Below are 21,917 nucleotides of genomic sequence, written 5' to 3'. Positions count from 1 at the left end.
TCTTGTCGGTTTTAAGGAGTTCGTTGCTCTGTCATATCGGTAGGCTCTTTTTTCTCAATTGGGGCTACTTTTTCACGCTCAAATACGAGGTCATCAATGCTTTTGAACGTATATCCTTCTTTTTGAAGATCACGAATTGCTTTATCAAGCGCTTCGGCGTTATCTTTTGAAACAGTATGAAGAAGTAAAATCGCACCGGGGTGGATTTGAGCCATAATGTTGTCATAGGAATAACGCCAGCCTTTTTGTGCATCCGTCATCCAATCCACAAATGCCAGTGACCAAAAAACGTTAATATAGCCTTCCTCTTTTGATAAAGCCAGCGTTCGTTCACTAAAGACGCCGCGGGGTGAGCGAATGTATTGCATATCATCTCGTCCGGTAATATCTTTGTATTTATCTTCTACTTTTTGTAACTCTTCTTTAAAACGCTTATCGTTTACTTGAGTTAAGTCCGGGTGGTGCCAAGAGTGATTTCCAACAATATGGCCTTCTCGTACCATTCGTTTAATCAGCTTTGGTTGGTCTTTTAGATAATGCCCTGTCACAAAGAACGTTGCCGGTACTTTACGCTTTTTCAACACGTCAAGAACGTCTGCCGTGTAGCCATTTTCATAGCCATTGTCAAACGTAAGATAAATTTCTTTTTTCTTCGTATCGCCAAGGTAAAAAGCTTCATATTTCTTTAAAAGCTTTTCATGGGAAGCTCCTGCATCAGCCGGCTTGTGGTTTTTACTTTTTTGAAATCCCCAGCTAATCGGTTTATTTGAATAGGTTTGTGCTGAGACTGGGATCGTTACGCCTACTAAAACAACGAGGAAAAGGATGAATCTACGCATAACGTGCTCCTTTCCAAAGGTCAGTTTATGCTTAGTATCCATCCTTTTCGTTTACGTATGCTCGCTACTTTTTACCAGTTATTTAAAAACAGGCTCTTTAAATTGCTCAAGTTTTTCAAGCGATGATTTATCAACATCGGCATGTAAGCTATTGCCGTGAGAATCCATCGTTACAACTGCTGTGAATCCTTCAACTTTTAAATGCCACATTGCTTCTGGAATACCAAACTGCATTAAATCCACGCCTTCAACGCTCTTAATGCAATCTGCGTAGTACTGCGCTGCGCCGCCGATTGCGTTTAAATATACGCCTCCGTGCTCTTGTAGAGCCGCTAGGGTTTTTGGTCCCATTCCACCTTTACCGATGACAGCACGAATACCAAATTTCTTCATAATATCACCTTGGTAAGGCTCTTCACGAATACTTGTGGTTGGACCTGCCGCTGCTACCTTCCAGTTGCCCGCATCGTCTTTTAACATAACTGGACCACAGTGGTAAATGATTTGGCCGTCTAAGTCAACTGGCGCATCGTTCGTTGTTAAGTGTTTGTGGATTGCGTCACGGCCCGTATACATCATGCCGTTAATCGTTACCACATCACCTACTTTTAACTCACGAATTTGCTCTTCTGTAATTGGTGCTTGCAGAACAACTTCGCGCGTTTTATTCGCTACTTTATCTTCTGCTTGCTCCGCTTGTTCAGAGAAGTCAATTTCTTCACCTTCTTGGTATAGCCATTCTGTTACGTCACCTGTCGCTGCATTAATCTTAATGCCAAGACGACGGTATGCCCAACAGTTGTACGCAACCGATACGAAGAAGCTTGCTGGGATACGGTTAATAACGCCAACTTTACAGCCAAGAAGCGTTGTTTCACCGCCAAATCCCATTGTACCAATGCCAAGCTTATTGGCATTTTCCATCACATACTCCTCAAGCTCTTTTAGCTGCTCGTTTGAGTTTTCATCGTCTAAGCTTCTGAAAAGCTGCTCTTTTGCTAGCTCATAGCCTGTTGTACGGTCGCCACCGATTCCCACTCCGATGACGCCGGCGCTACAGCCTTGGCCTTGCGCCTGATACACAGAATGCATCACGCATTTACGAATGCCGTCTAAATCACGACCCGCACGGCCCAGTCCTTCAAGCTCACATGGTAAACTGTACTGAATGTTTTTGTTCTCACAGCCGCCGCCTTTTAAAATGAGACGCGCGTCAATATAATCATTTTCCCACTGTTCAAACTTAATAACCGGCGTTCCTGCACCTAGGTTATCACCGCTGTTCGCTCCTGTTAACGAGTCAACGGAGTTTGGACGAAGCTTTCCATCTTTTGTTGCTTCTTCAATTGCCCAATAAATCGCTTTTTTGATTTCAATTTGGTTCACGCCAACTGGAGTTTTAATTTTAAATGTCGGCATCCCCGTATCCTGACAGATTGGTGAGATGTTTTCATCCGCCATTTTAATGTTGTTTGTGATTGTTGCAAGTGACATCGCTGCACGCGTGCCCGCATTTTCTTTTGCTTTTGCCGCTGCAATAGCACGTCGCACATCCTTCGGTAGTTTCGTGGATGTTTCAACAATTAGATCGTACATACTCTTTTTAAAGCTTCAATCATTGTAGATCTCCTCCCGTGTCCCCTAAATAAATGTAAGCGTTTTTTATTTTCAGAAGAGCCGGCCGTTTCCGTTCTTCATTTCACTTTTATTATACTCTCTTGTCTTATAATCTGAAAGGTTTTCCTTGGAATTAGCTGGCTACCAGTTCTTCTGTTTTCTTAGCGTTGTAATGTGTGCAATATGATGTTTTCCATGCCATGCATAGGTTCTAATTACTTCTGCAATGGTCATTGTACCGTTATCAGGATGTTGAATCGTTAATACTCCAATTGGATATTGGTTAAACATACGTTTCTCCCCCCCTGACCATTAATCAAAATATGTAGGTACATTCGGTTCTTTAACACAGTCAAACATCTGCTTAATTTGGCTTTCTGTATTACGTTCTACGGATAATGGGGGCAGCTCATCCTCAGCAAAAAAGCCAACATCACTCGTTTCCATTCCTGACTCACCACTTCCCCCAGTAATTTCACATTGAATAAATAGCTTATAAACGTGATAAGATGACGGTGGATGAGGATGACATTTTTTATCTAAAACAGCAAGTAACTTGATGGGCTGAACGTTATATCCTGCTTCTTCTCTCACTTCTTTTACAGCCACTTCTTTAGCCGTTAGACCAATATCAGCCCAGCCGCCAGGAAGTGCCCAGTGGCCATCTAGCTTCTCTTTTACCATAAGAATCTTATTGCCTTTAAAAATGACCGCTCGTACATCCACTTTGGGCGTGGCGTACCCCGTTTCATTCGCAAATAATTCTTTTACTACTTTCTGAGGTGTCCCCGTTTGTTTAGCCATCATTTCTATACTGAGATCTCGAATCATTTCAAAACGCTCAATATCGTACATGTCTTTTGAATAAGTTAATCCTGCCTGTGCAATCGCTTGAAGCTCTTTTGCCCAGTCTAACCACTTTATTTCCATGATTCATCCCTCCCACTTTTTAGCATATCGAATTGATAACGAAACATAAAGATTTTCAATCCATAAAAAAACGAAAGGACTCTTTAGCCCTTTCGCTTATCTTATTTATTATCGTCGCTCTTTTTAAACTGCTCACACTTTAATTCAAGGTCATCAATCATTGTGATTAACCGATCGATATCTTCAAGCTCCGTTGTTTCAGGTTCAATTGAGTCAAGCACCTGCATAAACATATTTAAACGTTCTTTTAGATAGCGAACTTGTGATTCTGAATCATGTACTGCATTTCCCATCCTTGTCTACACCTTCTCATGATAAATTTAAATGCGCTTTTCTACTTTAATAAAAGAAATAATTTCTTTTATCGTAACGAATGCTTTTGCATTTGACAACTAAAAGCATTGGATTTCATAATAGTCACTAGTGTCCTTTTTAAGCTAGGTAACACGTTGAATGAAAAAAAGGAGTTTTTGTGATGACCACTTTACAAAAGATCACGCCGTCTTATGACCCGTGGGAAGCTTATTTAGATATAAAAGATTACGGCAAACCAACCTTAACAAACGTTGAGTTCACAACAACAACGCTGTGTAACATGCGCTGTGAGCACTGTGCGGTTGGCTACACGCTTCAGCCAAAAGACCCGAATGCTTTACCTCTTGATTTGATTTTAAAACGCTTGGATGAAGTACCAACTCTTCGCGCTCTAAGTATTACAGGCGGCGAACCGATGATGTCTTTGAAATCTGTCAAAAACTACGTAGTGCCTCTTTTAAAGTATGCGCATGAACGCGGCATTCGTACACAGATTAATTCAAATTTAACGCTTGATTTAGCGCGCTATGAGCTTATTATTCCATACCTTGATGTTTTACATATCTCACACAACTGGGGAACAATGGATGACTTTGTTGAAGCAGGGTTTGCTATGATGGACCGAAAACCAACATACGAGCAGCGTGCTAAATATTTTGATCGCATGATTGAAAATAGTCGTGCGCTGGTAAAGGCTGGCGTAACGGTATCAGCTGAAACAATGCTCAACAAACGTACGCTTCCTCATATGGAAAAGATCCATCGTCAAATCGTTGATGAAATGCTTTGTCAGCGTCACGAAGTGCATCCAATGTACCCAAGCGACTTCGCAAGCGCGCTTGAAACACTGTCATTACAAGACATGCGCAACGCCATTCATCACCTGCTTGATATCCGTGATGAAAACGTTTGGATGCTTTTTGGTACGCTGCCGTTCTATGCGTGTAACGATAACGAAGAAGATCAAGCGTTGTTAAAGCGTTTATACAGCAGCAAAAACGTAACGGTTCGCAACGATCCAGACGGCCGTTCTCGCTTAAACGTAAACATTTTTGATGGCGATATTATCGTTACGGACTTTGGCGATACGCCTCCGCTTGGCAACATTCAAGATACAAAGCTGCAGGATGCGTTTGACACATGGCAGCAGTCATCGATTTCAAAAGAACTTAGCTGTCACTGCTCAGCTGTTTCCTGTCTTGGACCAAATATTCTGGTGAAAAACAGCTACTATAAAGACACGGACTTTTCAACACGCAAAGCGTTGATTATGAAGTAAGAAAAACCTCTCCAATAAGCTGGAGAGGTTTTCTTTTGATTAACGTGGCTGGTCGTATGAACCAAAGCTTAAGGATACGTAATCTTGGACTGGAATCCACGCACCAATACCTTGTGACGTTACGTTTTTTACAACAATCATGCGCTTGCTGCCTTTCATGGTCAAATAGACTTCACCATACGTTACTTTTCCTTTTTCATGAACGGCTGGTGTATATGCGTAGAGGTATCCAACCTTTTTGGGTGCGATATTATATACCTGATCTTTTTTCGTACCTGCACCGATAATCGTTTGGAATGATAACGTTAGATTTGTTTTCTTTGAAGCTGTTAAAAGCATCATTTGCTTTACGTGGTCCGCTTCGTTAATACGAGACGTTAAGCCACCTTTTACAATGCTTTGGGATTCTTGGTTATAGTGCATTTGCTGCTGGGACTTCCCTGAACGATTATCATAATGATTTGTGTTTACCTTTTGATACTGCCAGTTCACGCTTGTTGCTTCGGATTCATAGTTAAGCGGCCATTGACCGAGATAAATCGTTGCTCGAAAACCAATTGCCCACGGTGTCTTTGAAATGGATGTTTCATTTAAAATACGAATTAAGTCCGGATTTTGAATTGGCACATTGGACGTTTCAAGCAATTCTTGAGACAGTTCACTTGGCTGTAAATAAGGCGTATCTTGACTCGTATTTGGATTTGTATTCTCCTTTGCAATATGAAGCGTAGAACTAGGAATTTGCACAGTTGTGCTTGGCGTTTTCGTCTCCTTGTTTTTCGCTTCTATTGTATGCAAACCTGAAAATGACAAGAAAATAGCGAACGTTACGATAGTTAATTGACGTAGCATATAAGAGCTCCTTTCAACCTCATAAATAGATGTATGCATAGTTTTTTCAAAGGAATAGCTCTTTATCCTGTTTTAGCCAAAGGGAATTATAACCAAAAAAAGCCGAGCACTCCTCCAGCTCGACTTTTTCTTAGATTAAATAAAACCCAATTCCCATAATGATGTATGCACCTAATAAAACGGCACCTTCAAACCAGTTTGTATCTCCGTCATTTGAGATGGCCACAGTGACAAAGACTGCTGTTACCATAGCAATAAGCTCTGGCCACGTAAAGACAAGTGGCATTTGCTCCTCAAAAAGCAAAGAGATTAACACCAATACAGGGGCTACAAACATAGCTACCTGAAGCGTAGAGCCAATCGCAATCTCAACGGCCACACCCATCTTATTTTTCACAGCCATAATAATTGCAGATGCGTGCTCGGCTGCGTTTCCAACGATGGCCACGATAATAACCCCGATAAACAGCTCACTCCAGCCGAAGCGAAGCGCAACGGTTTCAATTGTATGTACTAAGCTCTCTGCCACGTAAGCAACGGCGACGGTCGCAAGCAGCAGGACAAGGATTGCTCTACCTTTTGACCATTCTGGCTCTTCGTGTTCTTCCGTTTGCTCGCTTTTATGCTGATATACACCGCGGTGCGTTACTAGTTTAAATAATAGTGCGGCTAAGTAAAGAAGAATTAACGTGATTGATACGCCAACGCTTAGTACCATCGTCTTTTGATTATTCATTCCTTGAGAGAATACTTCTGGAATAACAAAAGCTACAATCACTGCAAAAATTAACAATCCAGAGTTATGACGCGCATCGTATACGTTAAATTCCTGACGCTTAAACTTTAATCCTCCAATAAAGAAAGATAAGCCCCCAACAAGAAGCAGATTTCCCAAAACAGAACCCGTTAATGAAGCTAATACAACGCCGATCAATCCAGCTTTTAATGCGAAAATAGAAATGATAAGTTCAACGGCATTACCAAACGTTGCGTTTAACAATCCTCCGATTCGCGGTCCTGCGACCACAGCCAGACTTTCCGTAGCGCGCCCCATATATGCTGCCAAAGCTATAATGGTCAAGCAAAACACTGCAAACATGAGAACCTGCGACCAGTGCAGAAGATTACCAATCACCGATAGCGGAACACCAATGAGCACCATTATAAAAAACACTCGATTCATTCATATGCACCTACTTCTCTAAGTTAAATCCATTCACTCTACAAGCTTCGTCTTTCTAACGCTTGTTTATTCATTATCACTGTTACCCCTTTATTTTTAAAAGTTAAACTTTTTTATGAACAAAATAAATTCTTCTTTAAGAAAATGTTTAAAAAAAGGCCAAACTAGCAAAAGTAAGAAAGATGAAGAAAGGAGTTGAGCATATGTCAGATGTAAAACAAAAAGTACTATCTATTTTAGATAACTATAAGGTTGGCACGCTTGCCACAATCCAAAATAACAAACCCTATTCTCGCTTTATGATGTTTTCTCACGACGACCTTGTACTTTACACAGCAACAAACAAAAACGCGCACAAGGTTGACGACATTCAATCTAATCCATACGTTCATATTCTCCTCGGCTATGACGGCCAAGGCTGGAATGATCCGTATGTTGAAATCGAAGCAAAAGCTCTAATTGAAGACAACAAAGAACTAAAAGAAACGTTTTGGAACGACCATTTAAAAGAATGGATTAACAGCCCAGACGACCCAAACTACGTGCTCCTTCAGCTAACACCTGAAAATATTCGCTACTTCGAAAAAGCAGGTAGCGAACCTGAAGAGTTATAATCCTTTAAAAAACTCAAACAAGAAATTTTCTTGTTTGAGTTTTTTATGCTTTTAGCTTTATATAGTTCATAAAGCTGATAAGTTTTTCTTTTTCAAAAAAATTAGGTAACTTGCGTTATTTTTTTGAAAAAAAGAAGGGTTTTCTATTATTCATCTCTAATCCCTCTTTTGGTAACGCTTACACAAAAGTGAAGGGGGATGGAAATGTGAGAACAAAAAGTTCAAGAACATGGTTTAGTTTACTTCTTGCTTTATTGATTTTTGTGCCAACGGTTGCACCGAATCATAAAGCGGAAGCAGCAGCGCAAAACGGAACGATGATGCAATACTTTGAATGGTACGTGCCCAATGATGGCCAACACTGGAACCGATTGCGCAATGATGCGGCATACTTAAAAAGCGTAGGTGTTTCGGCTGTTTGGACACCTCCTGCTTATAAAGGTACAAGCCAAAATGATGTTGGATATGGCGCTTATGATCTCTATGATTTAGGGGAATTCAATCAAAAAGGAACGATTCGAACAAAGTACGGAACAAAAGCAGAATTAAAATCAGCGGTTAGTACTCTCAAATCAAACGGCATTCAAGTATATGGAGATGTCGTTATGAATCATAAAGGTGGCGCTGACTATACTGAAAACGTAACAGCAGTTGAAGTAAACCCTTCTAACCGAAATCAAGAAACTTCAGATGAATATACCATCCAAGCGTGGACTGGCTTTAACTTTCCAGGTCGCGGGACTACGCACAGTCCATTTAAATGGCAGTGGTATCATTTTGATGGAACGGACTGGGATCAATCACGAAACGCCAGCCGCATTTTTAAATTCCGTGGAACAGGAAAAGCGTGGGACTGGGAAGTATCAAGTGAAAACGGCAACTATGATTATTTAATGTATGCTGACCTTGATTTTGATCACCCCGATGTTGGGAACGAAATGAAGAACTGGGGCGTATGGTACGCAAACGAAGTCGGCTTAGACGGCTTTCGCTTAGACGCAGTGAAACATATTAAGCATTCCTACTTAGGGGATTGGGTCAACCATGTTCGTACGAAAACCGGAAAAGAAATGTTTACAGTGGCAGAGTACTGGCAAAACGATGTGAATGCCATTAATAACTACCTAGCAAAGGTAAACTATAACCATTCTGTCTTTGATGCACCTCTTCACTACAATTTCCATTATGCTTCTCAGTCTGGTGGAAATTACGATATGAGAAATTTATTAAACGGAACGGTTGTTGCTGCACACCCAACAAAGGCCGTAACGTTAGTTGAAAATCACGATTCACAGCCAGGTCAGTCCCTAGAATCCGTTGTACAGCCTTGGTTTAAACCGCTAGCCTATGCGTTTATCCTAACAAGAGCAGAAGGTTACCCAAGCATATTTTACGGTGACATGTACGGTACAAAAGGAAACAGTTCATATGAGATCCCAGCTTTAAAAACAAAGATAGAGCCTCTATTAAAAGCTCGTAAAGATTACGCATACGGTACGCAGCACAATTATATGGACCACTGGGACGTAATTGGCTGGACGCGAGAAGGAGACAGCACAAAAGAAAAATCTGGTCTCGCAACGCTTGTTACAGATGGACCTGGCGGATCAAAATGGATGTATGTTGGAAAACAAAACGCTGGTGAGGTTTGGTACGACATTACAGGTAATCGAACAGATAAGATTACGATTAATACAGATGGATGGGGGAATTTCCAAGTAAACGGTGGATCCGTATCTGTTTACGTTCAGCAATAAAAACAACAAAAATAAGCTCTGCGGTGAAGCATTATCCCGCAGAGCTTTTTAATAGTTAACTCTCAACCGTCGCAAATCGATACATCGTATTTGCAGAGTAAACTTTGTTTTTTTCTAATACAATGGACGGAAATTCTGCATGATGAATAGCGTTTGGTAAATTCTGCGTCTCTAAGCATAAACCGAGGTATTCACGACTTTTCACATCGCGAATCATGCCTGTATTTTCAAGCATATTCGCCGTATATAACACGACGCACGGCTGGTCTGTTTCTACGATAAGCTTGCGCCCGCTATCATAATCAACCACCGTTATTTCTTCGTTTTGATTCTCGCTCAGTAAAAACGGATGATCGTAGCCATTGCCAACCTTCACATTTTGAGGATGCTGAGATTCTACACCCGCTCGAACCTTCTTACCTTCTCTAAGATCAAACGCAGTATCCGTTACGTTTACTTTTTCACCCGTAGGAAGCATGATATCGTTAAGCTCTAAAAAAGCATCACTCTTCATTGTTAATTCATGCTCTAAAACGTCTCTTTTGACGTTTCCACTTAAGTTAAAGTACGTATGGTTCGTCATATTCAGCAGCGTATCTTGATCTGAAATCCCCTGATATGATAATTTGAGCTCATTCTCGTTCGTAAGCGTATACATTACGCTGACTTTTAAATTACCTGGATACCCATTTTCACCGTCTGGGCTATCATATGTAAACGTAACGCTTACCTCATCCTGATTTTCTTTCACTTCAGCATTCCAAATGACGTGGCTAAACGCTTTGTCTCCACCATGAAGATGCTTCTCCCCTTCATTTTTTGAAAGCTCATACGTCTTATTGGCAATTTCCACTTTAGCTGGATGGATTCTTCCTGCTACCCGTCCGACAACTGCCCCAAAGTAAGCCGTGTTATGAAGGTAGCCTTCTACTGAATCATAGCCTAGTACCACGTTTTCAACCTTTCCAGCTTGATCTTGCACCTGAATTTTAGTAATGATGCCTCCTAGGCTAATACACGTTACGGACATATTGTTATCGTTAGTCATCGTGTATGCCATCACTTCTTGACCGTGTAGTTCTCCAAACAAGCATTGTGTAATGTTCATCTGTTTCCCCTCTGTTTCATTAGTATATGTAATGCGTAAGTATAATTGAAAGTATATCATTACTAGATAATTTATTGCTAAAAGTAGTCTTTAGCAAACATAAAAAAGAGCAGAAAAACATGTATTCTTCCACTCTTTTCTCTATTGCTAATAGTAGTTAATGGATTAATTAACTAAATACGTAAATCAATCTACTCCTCTTTTAGCGTGAAAATTGTTAAAAGAGCTAAAAGAATTGTAGTAATAATGATTAGATTGAGAACAAGAACAGACAGATACTCATCGCGAATAATTAAAGCTACAATTGATATAGTTACCATTGCTCTTGTGGTATTGATATAATGATTTTTTTTACTACTGACTGCTAATTTTAAATGTATAACTAACTGTAAAAGAATAATAAAAAACAAAATAACAAGTTGTGCTAAGCTGATTCTCTCATAAAAATTATTAATCCATAATATTACTAAAGGGGGAATTAAATAAAAAATCTTATAAAATATGTTCATTTCTACCAAAAACCTCCTAATTTATGTTAAGGTATATTTTAGGTTATTATCTACAACATTATATTCTCATAAAATAGGAGGAAGTAAAATGGAAAAGTCTAAAAAACTATTTTTAATTACTATTTCACTAGTTTTCCTATTTTCTTTTTTAGGACCTTCGTTTTCCTATGCAGAAAATCAGGAAGAGATTAGTCCAGAACAGTTAGAGAGCCTCACATCTATAGATGGAACTATACTAGACTTGATTGATAGATTACCTGAATCAGTATCAGATCGGGGTATTGAAGCTTCAGCTAACTGGTTAAATAAAAATAAAGGTAAGGAACTATCCAATATCAAATTTTCTTCTGATTCAGAAAATATGTATATAACACAAACCGACAGTCCACAAGATAACACCTCTAATAATGTAGTTAAAGCTGCGGGGTGGGCTGAAGCAGGGGCATGTGCTGTTGCTTTAGGTACAGCTGCTGTTCAAGCTTTACCTTGGGCTAAACTTTTAAAGTTAAAAAAAGCTGCAAAAGTGGCTGGGGGCTTAGAAAAGCTTTTTACGAAACTTATTAATTCTTACAAACATCAGCGCAACTTAGGCTACTCAAAAACAAATGCTGCGAAAAGAGCTGTAAACATTGTAGCAAATAACTTTCCAAAAGATTTAAAAGATGCTTTGTTAGAAGTACTGGGGATAGGCGGCGCTATAACAGCTTGTGGGGTGTTATTAAAGTAAGTATAGTAGAGTTAGTTATGTATTATTATTTCAGATACGAGAAAAGGTGATTTACCAATTGGTAATCACCTTTTCTCGTATCTATTATAATTTTCACCCTTTAAAAATCACGGCAATCATTTCATCTTCCGTCATGCCGCTATCAACTTCAAACGTTCCTGGACGGAGGTTATTTTCAACGCCTTGACCTTCTACCTTTTTGTAGAACTCAAAGCCGCTTTTTACGATTTTAGCTTTTTCAAGAATCTCACCAACATCAACTGCCGTCATACCAGATGACACGTTGATGACCGTACGATAAACCGCCTCTTCTTCTTTTGGTTGCTCTTCTTTTTCTTCTTTCGGTTCTTTTCCAACTGCTTGCACTGCTTCTGCTTTCGCATCAGCTAACTGCTTGTCCAGTTCGTCTTGGGTTTGAACTATAAAACCTTTGTCTTCTAACTGGGTTTGCATCTCTTCTTCTGATAACTCTTTAGAAGTTGAGGTTGAAGATGGCTCAAGCAAGTACACAATGCCCGTTGCGGTTGCTGCAACGAGTAAACCCATAGCAAAGCTGCGTAGCGTATTCGGTGTCATTATGCCATCATGCTCCCTTCATCTTTCTTCTTCGTGTAAGGAGCCAGCATTTGTTCCACTTCTTGTTGCGTATAGCCTTTCATTCGTCCTGCAATGCTTTCAAATGAATAGCCGCGCTTATGCATATCAATCATGTTGCGAAGGTCTTTGCGTTCAGGTGAATCTAGCCCTAATACGCCTGATTTTTCTGCTGTAATGGCTGCATCGATTTCAAGAGTGCGGATGCGATCATTCAATTCATTCATTTCTTGTCCAATTGTTAACGTCAGCTGTTCTAACTGCTGGTCTGTATGAGTTTGTGATTGTTTTGTCTTTCTGAAAGATAAAATAAGCAATAAAATAGCTATGCCTAATAAAATAACTATAAGTAATCCCATGGTAAATCCTCCCTTATCTATACATCGATTATCTCATTCATACTGAATTATACATTGATAAAGTTGGTATTTCGAATCAAAGCCCTAAAACCAACCGATAGTCCTATCAGTATCTCAAGAAACCTTTAGCAATCAAATCTATCTTACTTGTCTTTTCCTTTTCTTTCAATCTTTTATTAGTTCTATATACCTATTATATATAAGTTGGTGCGTATCTTATTGATGTTCATGATACGTATCATACAAGCCTTTATAGTCATCTTTTAATTTAGCGACGTTAGTAGTATCATTGGAAATAACATCAATAACATCGGTACTTACATATAACAAATAGTCATTCGAATAAAATGAGATATACGCTGGTCTTCTTCCTTTTCTGATACTTAAACAATAATTATAAACATCGATAGAACTTAGTTTTTTGATAGAAGCATAGACAACTGCATTATTTTCATCTTCCGCTACTACGTGTTCTTGCCAATTATTCAGCTGCAGAATTCGACCAACTTTGGACTTAGCTGATTGGCGCTTTCCATTGAAAATATATTGCGAAATAAAAATAGCATTGATGTCTTTTCTCTCCTGAAAGACTTCGTTAATGATGCTTTTAAAATCAGCCAGCGATATTTCATAAAGATCAAACCGAATTCTATTGTTCTGATGAACTTGGAAAAAAGGTATCCCTTTCGTACAGTCAAAATCAATCGTAAAATCTTTTAATTTAACCAAATGATATCAAACTCCTCTTCTTTTTAGGTCCCAGTCCTAGGTTTCCAAACGTGTTACCTCACAATATATAGAAATATATTCCAAACATATTTTTTATTATAGATGGATTTTAGTCAAAATTGAACCTTTATTTTACATGAAACAGCACAAGAATAATTACGGAAACAAAAGCACCCCACAAACAAAAAAAACCCCTCTTAAATTCAATCTGAGAGGGGCAAGCTTATGCGACTAATTCAAATGATTCCGTTACCTCAATGCTGTTAATAACAGATTGAAGCATTGAGCAATTCTTTCTAGCAAGCTCAATTGACTTTTCGATTTTATCGTGCGGAAGGTTTTCCCCGCTAATTTTATAGTGTAAATGGATGCTTTCAATGCGATTTGCTTCTTTTTCGTTGCGCGTCACGTCTGCTGAGATGTGAATATCTTTAACCGCAATGCGCTTCTTTTCTAATATTTTGCGAAGAACGCCACCGCTACAAACCGCAATGGATGAAACCATTAATTGAAAAGGACGAAAGCCGTATTCATCATCTCCTGCCACCTGCAAATTTCCAAACGGTAAATCTGTTGAGAAACCAACTTCCTGCATTTTAAATTCCATTTTAAAATACCTCCTAGGGTTTTACTTCGTTATATCACGAAATGGAATAACACTCAAATAATTAAGTTCGCTTATTGTCATTTTCAGATAGGTTCTATAGGATTATACGTGGAGAAAAAACATCTTAAAACGAGGTCACTTATATGAACAAAACGTTGCGAACACGATTTTGGATTTTGGTTAGTCTAGTAGCGATTTCTGGCTTTAGTCAAGGTATGCTTCTACCCCTCATTGCCATTATCTTTGAAAAAGATGGGGTATCATCGACTTTAAACGGATTAAACGCCGCTGGACTGTACATTGGTATTTTATTAGCCTCTCCATTTATGGAGCCACTCTTACGAAAGCATGGCTACAAACCTATCATTATGTGGGGAGGAGCTTTAGTCATTTTATCCCTCTTTTTGTTTCCGCTTTGGAAATCCGTTACGTTTTGGTTCTTGCTTCGTCTCGCGATTGGAATTGGGGATCACGCTCTTCACTTTGCAACGCAAACGTGGATTACAGCCTTTTCACCTGTAGATAAGCGCGGACGCAACATCTCACTGTACGGCCTTTCTTTTGGTATTGGCTTTGCAGTCGGTCCTTTAATGGCCAATTTAGTTAACGTGAGTGAAACGTTACCATTTATTTTTTCAGCTTTCATTTGCTTAGTCACATGGGTATTTTTATTTTTATTAAAAAATGAGATTCCAACGGGTGACGAAGAAGTAAGCACAATGTCTTTTACTGCAACAATGAAGCGCTTTTCCAAAGCCATCAAATACGGCTGGATTGCTTTTTTACCACCACTCGGCTATGGGTTTCTAGAGTCTTCGCTAAATGGTATCTTTCCTATTTATGGATTACGAATTGGCCTAAACGTAGAATTTATTTCACTCCTGCTGACTTCTTTTGCAGTCGGTGGCATTATATTTCAGCTTCCCCTTGGTATGCTGAGTGATAAATATGAACGAAAGTTTGTTCTTCACTGGGTTTTGTTTTTAGGCTCTGGAGCGTTTTTACTGGCAACGCTACTAGAATCAACAACTATTCCACTGTTAGCTTGCTTGTTTATCGGAGGTATGCTTCTTGGCTCTACGTTTAGCTTAGGAATTAGCTATATGACGGATCTCATGCCAAGCTCGCTGCTACCAACAGGTAACTTGCTATGTGGAATTGCCTTTAGCGTTGGAAGCTTAGCGGGACCGTACTTAGGTGGAACTTTTATCGGGCTATTTGAAGGTTTAAGCTTTTTTGTCGTTATTAGTTCTGTACTATTTTTAATTTTTCTGTGCGTCTTTTTATTTAGTACATCGGTGCAGACGTATAAAGAGACTACTTTGTCAAAGTGAATAGAAAAGGAGGCTGCTTTATTGCAGCCTCCTTTTCTATTCTCCTCTATACCTTCAGCTCACCATGCTCCAGTCCCGACTTCTCAACTTGAATCGTCGAATGCTCAATGCCACACTGCTCGTTCACTAAGTTCAGCGCCTTTTGTAAAATAGCCTGGCAGTCCTGGTCGTCACTTACTTGTAAATGACAGCTAAAAGAATGAAGTCCCGATGTAATCGTCCATACATGAATATCGTGAACACCTTTTACGCCATCAATTTCTTTAAGTAGTTCCTTGATTTCATTTATATCTACGTGTGCAGGCGAACCTTCCATTAGGATATGAAAGCTATGAGTTAATACTCCCCACGCACTTTTTAGAATTAGGAGTGCAACCACAACGGAAATAATAGGATCGGCAATATACCAATTAAACAAAAGCATGAGCAGCCCGGCAACTAATGCTCCCACAGAGCCTAAAGCATCCCCTAACACGTGTAGGTATGCACTTCGCAAATTAACGTTATCCTTTACGTCCCCTTGTCGTAGCAGCGACCACGCACTAAGCAGGTTAGCACCTAAACCAATGGCTGCAATAATCATCATTGTACCGCTCGCAACCGTTTGTGGATTTAATACTCGTTCATATGCTTCATAAATAATAAAACCTGCGATAACAAAGAGAGTTACTCCGTTAAACAAGGCAGCTAATACTTCGAAGCGATAATACCCGTACGTTTTTTCAGATGAAGCTGCTCGGTTTGCAAACCAAATGGCTACAAGACTCAGTGCTAATGAACTTGTATCCGAAAGCATATGACCACTGTCTGATAGAAGAGCCAAGCTATTTGTGACAAGTCCTCCAATGAATTCTAAAATCATGATACCTGCTGTAATACATAAAGCAATAAGCAACCCTTTTTGGTTGCCTTCACGCTGCATATCAAAGTGTTGATGACCATGGTGATCATGGCCGTGATGGTGATGATGGTGGTGACTCATTCAATCTCCTCCCTATTCTTCATGCACGCATTCAATATGCTGAATCACTTGATTTAAAATACCTACAACATGTTCGTCTGCATATGTGTAAAAGTATGTATTTCCTTCTCTTCTGTATTTCACTAATCGTAAATTTCGCAAATAGCTTAGCTGGTGGGATACAGCAGATTGTGAAATATTTAATACTTCTGTCATATGGCCAACGGAACATTCTTCTTGAAATAGTAAATATAAAATTTTCATTCGTGTCGGATCAGAAATAGCTTTTAGCATGCGAGATGCTTCGTCGACTGTTCTGTCTGATAAAAAGTGATGGTCTTCTCTCTTCATTAAAGATTCCCCTTCCACAACATATGACAGTATATGAGCATATGCTCATATACATGATTGTAAATTCGATAAAAATATTTGTCAACTGTTACTATTTCCAGAAATACTGTTTTCATTACTAAGGAGTCGCACGCTCCTTCGCTTCATTATTTTTGTATTTAATCGTTTAAAACTAGATACAGCGTCTGCAATTTCTAGGCTAAATCAACAATTTTAAAAAAATAAGCCTAATTTCAAAAAAAAGCTACACAAAATTCAGAAAACTGTTATATAATACAATTAATAATAATAAGCTGTATTAAAACAGATTGAGAGGAGAAATAACAATGAGCAGACAAGAGCGTAAGAATATGATTATGTTTATTGAAACAATTAAGGGGTTTGATCGTGAGACGTTAATGTACATGACGGATGCTGATATTGAGCATGTTTATTCATCCGCATACCGACTATATGAAGAACACTTAGACATGTAAGCGCATATACTCTTTTTAGGTTATAAGCGCCATTTTCACTATTCCTTCTGTAGCTATTCCATGTTATACTTTTGTTACTAATATATTCAAAAAAACTTTATAACAATTGTAAGACGTGCTGCTATCGCTGAGATGGCAGCTTTTGTGCTTTTTTAGGGGTAATGATTGTGATTATTCTTCTCAACTACTACATTATAGGAGGCTTTTTATGGAACAAACATTAGCAAAAAAACAAGAGAACCAATCGACTTCTTCGTTTCTTGCTGGCATGCAGACACACGGTGAATTGATTGCTGCTCTTGCAAGCGGCGTGCTTATTTTAGTTGCTTGGCTTTTATCAAAACAAGATGCTTCGACCTTATCTATTACGTTATTCATTCTGGCTTATGTTATTGGAGGATTTGCCAAAGCTAAAGAAGGTATTGAGGAAACGATTGAAAATAAAGAACTAAACGTGGAAATGCTGATGATTATTGCAGCCATTGGTGCAGCTGTGATTGGCTACTGGACAGAAGGTGCCATGCTTATCTTTATCTTTGCACTAAGCGGAGCGCTTGAAACATACACCATGAATAAAAGTAGCCGTGAAATTAGTGCTTTAATGGATTTACAGCCTCAAGAAGCAACGCGCTTAAACGGAGATCATGAAGAAGTCGTAGCCATTTCTGAACTACAAGTGAACGATACGTTGCTTGTGAAGCCTGGTGAACGTGTACCGGTAGATGGCATTGTCTTATCAGGTGAAACAACGATTGATCAAGCAGCCATCACGGGTGAATCCGTTCCTGTTTTAAAAGCGGCTGATGAAGAAGTGTTTGCTGGTACAGTAAATTTAAAAGGGGCTATCGTCATTCAAATGACAAAGCCAAGTACGGAAACACTGTTTCAAAAGATTATTCAGCTTGTACAAAGTGCTCAAAGCGAAAAATCACCTTCTCAGCTATTCATTGAACGCTTTGAAGGAACCTATGTAAAAGTGGTTCTCTCTGTTGTTGCCATCATGCTGTTCCTTCCTCACTATGTTCTTGGGTGGAGCTGGACTGAAACGTTTTACAGAGCAATGATTTTACTTGTTGTTGCCTCTCCTTGCGCACTTGTAGCGTCCATTACGCCAGCTTCGCTTTCAGCTATTTCGAACGGAGCTCGTAAAGGAATCTTATTTAAAGGAGGCGTCCATTTAGAGCGATTAAACCATTTAAACGCAGTGGCGTTTGATAAAACGGGGACGCTTACGAAAGGAAAGCCTGAGGTAACAGATGTACTCGTTCGTGACGGCGTTTCTGAAGATGAGTTTTTAATTAAAATTGCTTCCATTGAGCGTCAGTCAAACCATCCGCTTGCTCAGTCAATTGTGCAGTTCGCAAAAGACAAAAAGAATCTTCAGCTACTTCAGCCTGAATCTCTTGAAGATGTTCCAGGCTTTGGTGTTATTGGCACGGTCCAAGGTAAGCAATGGAAGATTGGAAAAGCAGATTTCATTGGCAAAGATGATGCCACTTCGTTTAAAAACGGAGCTGCGGTAAATCTTGCTTCTGAGGGGAAAACCGTTGTTTATGCAAAAGATGAACACGGCGTTATTGGAATCTTAGCATTAAAAGACGTTGTACGAACAGAAGCAGTAGAAGCCATTAAAGTACTGAAATCACTTGGCATTCACACCGTCATGATTACAGGAGATAGTAAAAAAACAGCGGAAGCAATCGCAAAAGAATGCATGGTAGATGAATATATTTCCGAATGCTTGCCTGAAGCAAAAGTTGATAAAGTAAAAGAATTAAAAGAGAGATATTCGACTGTAGCGATGGTTGGAGACGGAATTAACGACGCACCAGCTCTTGCTACTTCTAATGTTGGAATTGCGATGGGAGAAGGGACAGACGTCGCGTTAGAAACAGCTGACGTTGTACTAATGAAAAACAATTTATCAAGAATTGCCGATGCTGTTAAATTATCTAAGAGAATGAACAACATTGTTAAGCAAAACGTCATCTTCTCAATCAGCGTTATTTTCTTATTAATTTCGTCAAACTTCCTTCAAGTTCTTGATATGCCTTTTGGTGTTATTGGGCATGAAGGAAGCACAATTCTTGTTATCCTAAACGGACTGCGCTTATTAAAGTCTTAACACAAAAAGAGGCCCTTCACCAGGCCTCTTTTTTTATAAAAGCATATTCCTTAATGGTAGCCGTTTTGCCCATTTTGGCTATTACTTGTCTTATGCTTTGGATGGCTTTTTTTGTTTTGTTTCGTGTTGCTTCCGTCTTTTTTCGTATGCTTTGTCATGGTAAATCCCCCTTTCATTTCACCATTAGTATGCCCACTTCCTACTCTTCGTTTCATACCAATATATGCAAATAGGGTGGTCGCCTTATGCTTTGATTGCTTTTTTTCGCTCATAAAAAATGGCGTTAATTTCTCCACCAATGACAATAATCATTCCTGACAAATACAGCCAGATCAACAATACAATAATGCCGCCTAAGCTCCCGTACGTTGCCGTATAGTTTCCAAAATTATTAACGTAATATGAGAAAATAAACGACACAACCGTCCAACCAATTGTTGCAAAAGCAGCTCCTTGTACAACGTTTTTTAAAGTCAAGCGCTTGTTGGGAGCAAAATAGTATAAACCCATAAAGACAATAAACAGGATAATACCGCTAATAATCCACCTAGAAGCAGCCCATAATGATAAAAAGGTTTCAGATAATCCGAAGGTTGAGAACAGATAAAAGCCGACCATATGACCAAACACAGGTAATAACAGCGCCACAATAATCACGAAAATCATCGCAAACGTTAGTAATACAGCCATGCCTCTTGCCACTAGAAAAGGACGATTCTCTTGCACATGGTAAGCACGGTTAAATGCTCGCACAATGGCATTAATTCCGTTAGACGCTGACCACATTGTCGCGATGATCCCAAACGATAACAACTTTCCGTTATGAGAGCCAATAATATTATCTAGATTATTTTCAATCATACTCATTGCTTGATCTGGCGCAAAGCTTTCAACAAGCTCCAATAAATCAGGTGCTTGAACGGGCAAAAAACCAATGAGCGTAATGAGAAAGATTAGAAACGGAAAAAGCGACAAAAGCAAATAGTATGCTAGCTCCGCTGACAGGCTTGGCAGTTCATCGTTATGAATGCGAGCTGCTAATTCTTTTATAAAAGCTACAATCTTTGTTGTGTCGGCCATATGCTCACCTCTCAATTATTCCTGTTCATCTTGGCCATACTTATGTGAGAAAGTCTCCTTTGTTGTTTTTACTACGTCTAATACCTGGGGAGTTGTTTTCTTAAGCTGTTCCACCTGTGTCGTTAAAAACGAAACGTCATCGGATACTTGTTCAATTGTTTCACGCACAGCAGCATATTTTTCTTGAAGGTTTTGCTTTACCTCATCTGGATGTTTAATCATATGTACCGTCTTATTTTTAACAGCTTTACTGTTTTCAATAACCGTTCTACGCGTATTTTTATCAAGCATTGAAATTGCAGCACCAGCTATTGCTCCAATAATAATCCCTTCAAGAAGTTTACTTTTTCCTTGACTCATATTCCCACTCTCCTCTTGTTTAGTTAGCTTAATTTCTGCTCTTTTATGATTTCTTCTACTAACTGCTTACATCCTGCTGTAACCAGGCCGTATACCTCATCAAAATCCCCCGTATAATAAGGGTCAGGAACATTTTCAACGGACAAATGTGGAACATAATCTAACAGACGCTCAATGCGTACATCACGATGATGTCCAGCCATACGTCTTAAGTTCCCCACATTTTCAGCGTCCATGCCAATAATATAATCAAATTGATTAAGATCTTCTTCAATAACTTGGCGCGCTGTTAAACCTGTAACGTCAATTTGATTGTCCGTTAAAATACGAAGCGTTCCTTCATGAGGTGGCTTGCCCTCATGCCAGTTTCCTGTTCCGGCTGAATCAACCTCAATTTGCTGTTCGAGCCCTTTGTCTTTTACGATCTTTCGAAAGATTGCTTCTGCCATTGGAGAGCGACAGATGTTACCAAGACATACAAATAGTACTTTAACCATAGTTTCGACTCCTTTCTCTTATTACAAACATTATATACAAGCCTTTTCATTTAAGAAAACCCTGTTTTTGGTCAAAGAGTTTGACAACACAGTGTTCTTCTTATAAAAACATGTTACAATGAGAAAAAAGCTCGGAAGGATGAACATAGTGGATTTATCAGTAAAGTCTCCAGAAAACATTACGTTTATGATTGATCAAATTAGCGAAAAACTTCGCATGTTAAACATCGGTGCAATTAAAGGTGATGCATTTGATGAAGAAATGTACGAGGATTTAAAATATTTATATGAAATGGTTATGCGTAAAGATTCATTCAGTCCAAGTGAAATGCAAGCAATTGCAGAAGAATTAGGGGCGTTACGCAAGCAAGCTTAAGCTTCACAAACGCCGTCAATGCCTGCTCTGTACATTGGCGGCTTTTTCTTACCCACATCACTTCTTCCAACTTCACGACATTCGTTTATTTTTCTTTAAAACATTATACGAGTAGAATATTCACAAAAGTCTTTCTTTTCCGAGAGTAATTGACGACTTCTCAAAATACAGATACAATGTATCGCAATACCTATAAGCATACACTCGTATAATCTTGGAAATAGGGTCCAAGAGTTTCTACCAAACTACCGTAAATAGTTGGACTACGAGAGTTGAACATTTTTATACCTCTATATTACTTCCGAGCGGTGTTCTACTCTTTTTAGTCCTTCATTGTT

At 39.2% G+C, this 21,917-nt stretch carries 26 protein-coding genes and 1 riboswitch; of the genes, 8 read left to right on the top strand and 18 right to left on the bottom strand.

Features of this window, described 5'->3' with window-relative positions:
- Positions 1-11 precede the first annotated feature (11 nt).
- The 5 genes from pdaA to LZP85_RS00555 all read right to left on the bottom strand — a co-directional run bounded on the left by pdaA (position 12) and on the right by LZP85_RS00555 (position 3,679).
- The gene (gene pdaA, locus LZP85_RS00575; protein WP_119543658.1) at positions 12-839 is read right to left on the bottom strand and encodes a delta-lactam-biosynthetic de-N-acetylase; all 828 of its coding nucleotides are present in this window, start codon (positions 837-839) and stop codon (positions 12-14) included.
- Between the two features lie 78 nt (positions 840-917).
- Complete coding sequence (locus tag LZP85_RS00570) at positions 918-2,435, bottom strand: fumarate hydratase (protein WP_234561916.1); 1,518 nt, start codon at positions 2,433-2,435, stop codon at positions 918-920.
- 162 nt (positions 2,436-2,597) lie between these two features.
- On the bottom strand, positions 2,598-2,747 hold the full coding sequence (locus LZP85_RS00565; protein WP_174521186.1) for a DinB family protein: 150 nt from the start codon (positions 2,745-2,747) through the stop codon (positions 2,598-2,600).
- A 21-nt stretch (positions 2,748-2,768) separates the two neighbouring features.
- A complete protein-coding gene (locus tag LZP85_RS00560; RefSeq protein WP_226639406.1) occupies positions 2,769-3,386 on the bottom strand; it encodes an NUDIX hydrolase in 618 nt (205 codons plus the stop codon).
- A 101-nt stretch (positions 3,387-3,487) separates the two neighbouring features.
- A complete protein-coding gene (locus LZP85_RS00555; RefSeq protein WP_025908669.1) occupies positions 3,488-3,679 on the bottom strand; it encodes an SE1561 family protein in 192 nt (63 codons plus the stop codon).
- A 182-nt stretch (positions 3,680-3,861) separates the two neighbouring features.
- On the opposite strand from LZP85_RS00555, the gene yfkAB reads away from it, so the two are divergent.
- Positions 3,862-4,980 (top strand): radical SAM/CxCxxxxC motif protein YfkAB, encoded by a 1,119-nt coding sequence (gene yfkAB, locus LZP85_RS00550; protein WP_025908668.1) that lies wholly within the window; start codon positions 3,862-3,864, stop codon positions 4,978-4,980.
- Between the two features lie 39 nt (positions 4,981-5,019).
- Here yfkAB and LZP85_RS00545 read toward each other — a convergent pair whose 3' ends face one another.
- Together LZP85_RS00545 and cax are read right to left on the bottom strand one after the other, a co-directional pair.
- The gene (locus LZP85_RS00545) at positions 5,020-5,832 is read right to left on the bottom strand and encodes a YfkD famly protein (RefSeq protein WP_119543655.1); all 813 of its coding nucleotides are present in this window, start codon (positions 5,830-5,832) and stop codon (positions 5,020-5,022) included.
- A 130-nt stretch (positions 5,833-5,962) separates the two neighbouring features.
- Positions 5,963-7,015, bottom strand: coding sequence for a calcium/proton exchanger (gene cax / locus LZP85_RS00540; RefSeq protein ID WP_025908666.1), 1,053 nt, complete (start codon positions 7,013-7,015; stop codon positions 5,963-5,965).
- Between the two features lie 203 nt (positions 7,016-7,218).
- Here cax and LZP85_RS00535 point away from each other — a divergent pair, with 203 nt between their 5' ends.
- Positions 7,219-7,629: a pyridoxamine 5'-phosphate oxidase family protein gene (locus LZP85_RS00535; protein WP_078990576.1), complete on the top strand. Its 411-nt coding sequence runs from the start codon at positions 7,219-7,221 to the stop codon at positions 7,627-7,629.
- A gap of 188 nt (positions 7,630-7,817) precedes the next feature.
- Complete coding sequence (amyS, locus tag LZP85_RS00530) at positions 7,818-9,386, top strand: alpha-amylase (RefSeq protein WP_404826310.1); 1,569 nt, start codon at positions 7,818-7,820, stop codon at positions 9,384-9,386.
- Between the two features lie 55 nt (positions 9,387-9,441).
- Here the strand turns inward: amyS and LZP85_RS00525 are convergent, their stop codons facing one another.
- Together LZP85_RS00525 and LZP85_RS00520 are read right to left on the bottom strand one after the other, a co-directional pair.
- Positions 9,442-10,494 carry an aldose epimerase family protein gene (locus tag LZP85_RS00525; protein WP_206782836.1) on the bottom strand — a complete coding sequence of 351 codons (1,053 nt, stop codon included), beginning with the start codon at positions 10,492-10,494 and terminating at the stop codon, positions 9,442-9,444.
- A 191-nt stretch (positions 10,495-10,685) separates the two neighbouring features.
- Positions 10,686-11,003, bottom strand: coding sequence for a hypothetical protein (locus LZP85_RS00520; protein WP_025907495.1), 318 nt, complete (start codon positions 11,001-11,003; stop codon positions 10,686-10,688).
- Positions 11,004-11,091: 88 nt separating this feature from the next.
- Between LZP85_RS00520 and LZP85_RS00515 the strand changes: the two genes are divergently transcribed.
- A complete protein-coding gene (locus LZP85_RS00515; RefSeq protein WP_078990398.1) occupies positions 11,092-11,730 on the top strand; it encodes a hypothetical protein in 639 nt (212 codons plus the stop codon).
- 93 nt (positions 11,731-11,823) lie between these two features.
- On the opposite strand, the gene LZP85_RS00510 is transcribed toward LZP85_RS00515, so the two are convergent.
- The 4 genes from LZP85_RS00510 to LZP85_RS00495 form a co-directional block, all read right to left on the bottom strand.
- Positions 11,824-12,306: a hypothetical protein gene (locus tag LZP85_RS00510; protein WP_206782835.1), complete on the bottom strand. Its 483-nt coding sequence runs from the start codon at positions 12,304-12,306 to the stop codon at positions 11,824-11,826.
- On the bottom strand, positions 12,306-12,683 hold the full coding sequence (locus LZP85_RS00505) for a hypothetical protein (protein WP_078990400.1): 378 nt from the start codon (positions 12,681-12,683) through the stop codon (positions 12,306-12,308). The genes LZP85_RS00510 and LZP85_RS00505 overlap by 1 nt, the downstream gene beginning before the upstream one ends.
- Before the next feature lie 216 nt (positions 12,684-12,899).
- Complete coding sequence (locus tag LZP85_RS00500) at positions 12,900-13,412, bottom strand: hypothetical protein (protein WP_025907501.1); 513 nt, start codon at positions 13,410-13,412, stop codon at positions 12,900-12,902.
- A gap of 223 nt (positions 13,413-13,635) precedes the next feature.
- Positions 13,636-14,019: an OsmC family protein gene (locus LZP85_RS00495; protein ID WP_025907503.1), complete on the bottom strand. Its 384-nt coding sequence runs from the start codon at positions 14,017-14,019 to the stop codon at positions 13,636-13,638.
- A 143-nt stretch (positions 14,020-14,162) separates the two neighbouring features.
- Here LZP85_RS00495 and LZP85_RS00490 point away from each other — a divergent pair, with 143 nt between their 5' ends.
- Entirely contained in the window at positions 14,163-15,353 is a 1,191-nt protein-coding gene (locus LZP85_RS00490) for an MFS transporter (RefSeq protein WP_206782834.1), read from the top strand.
- A 46-nt stretch (positions 15,354-15,399) separates the two neighbouring features.
- On the opposite strand, the gene LZP85_RS00485 is transcribed toward LZP85_RS00490, so the two are convergent.
- Together LZP85_RS00485 and LZP85_RS00480 are read right to left on the bottom strand one after the other, a co-directional pair.
- Positions 15,400-16,335, bottom strand: a complete 936-nt coding sequence (locus LZP85_RS00485) for a cation diffusion facilitator family transporter (RefSeq protein WP_206782833.1) — start codon at positions 16,333-16,335, stop codon at positions 15,400-15,402.
- Positions 16,336-16,347: 12 nt separating this feature from the next.
- On the bottom strand, positions 16,348-16,665 hold the full coding sequence (locus LZP85_RS00480; protein ID WP_025907506.1) for an ArsR/SmtB family transcription factor: 318 nt from the start codon (positions 16,663-16,665) through the stop codon (positions 16,348-16,350).
- Between the two features lie 326 nt (positions 16,666-16,991).
- Between LZP85_RS00480 and LZP85_RS00475 the strand changes: the two genes are divergently transcribed.
- Both LZP85_RS00475 and LZP85_RS00470 read left to right on the top strand, forming a co-directional pair.
- Positions 16,992-17,141, top strand: a complete 150-nt coding sequence (locus tag LZP85_RS00475; RefSeq protein WP_035319822.1) for a BH0509 family protein — start codon at positions 16,992-16,994, stop codon at positions 17,139-17,141.
- A 208-nt stretch (positions 17,142-17,349) separates the two neighbouring features.
- On the top strand, positions 17,350-19,266 hold the full coding sequence (locus tag LZP85_RS00470; protein ID WP_206782832.1) for a heavy metal translocating P-type ATPase: 1,917 nt from the start codon (positions 17,350-17,352) through the stop codon (positions 19,264-19,266).
- Between the two features lie 243 nt (positions 19,267-19,509).
- Here the strand turns inward: LZP85_RS00470 and LZP85_RS00465 are convergent, their stop codons facing one another.
- The 3 genes from LZP85_RS00465 to LZP85_RS00455 are packed head-to-tail and all read right to left on the bottom strand — an operon-like array spanning position 19,510 to position 21,203.
- Complete coding sequence (locus LZP85_RS00465) at positions 19,510-20,346, bottom strand: YihY/virulence factor BrkB family protein (RefSeq protein WP_025907509.1); 837 nt, start codon at positions 20,344-20,346, stop codon at positions 19,510-19,512.
- A gap of 15 nt (positions 20,347-20,361) precedes the next feature.
- On the bottom strand, positions 20,362-20,706 hold the full coding sequence (locus LZP85_RS00460; protein WP_094911329.1) for a hypothetical protein: 345 nt from the start codon (positions 20,704-20,706) through the stop codon (positions 20,362-20,364).
- Between the two features lie 23 nt (positions 20,707-20,729).
- Positions 20,730-21,203, bottom strand: coding sequence for a low molecular weight protein-tyrosine-phosphatase (locus LZP85_RS00455; RefSeq protein ID WP_226639404.1), 474 nt, complete (start codon positions 21,201-21,203; stop codon positions 20,730-20,732).
- A gap of 148 nt (positions 21,204-21,351) precedes the next feature.
- Here LZP85_RS00455 and LZP85_RS00450 point away from each other — a divergent pair, with 148 nt between their 5' ends.
- Positions 21,352-21,579 carry a DUF1128 domain-containing protein gene (locus LZP85_RS00450; protein ID WP_094911327.1) on the top strand — a complete coding sequence of 76 codons (228 nt, stop codon included), beginning with the start codon at positions 21,352-21,354 and terminating at the stop codon, positions 21,577-21,579.
- 184 nt (positions 21,580-21,763) lie between these two features.
- Positions 21,764-21,865: riboswitch (purine riboswitch) on the top strand.
- The last annotated feature ends 52 nt before the right edge of the window (positions 21,866-21,917 follow it).

The sequence above is a fragment of the Priestia flexa genome, assembly GCF_021441905.1.
Classification (GTDB): domain Bacteria; phylum Bacillota; class Bacilli; order Bacillales; family Bacillaceae_H; genus Priestia; species Priestia flexa.
The sequence above is the reverse complement of the archived record's forward strand: the minus strand, read 5'-3'. Positions and strand labels throughout refer to the sequence as shown.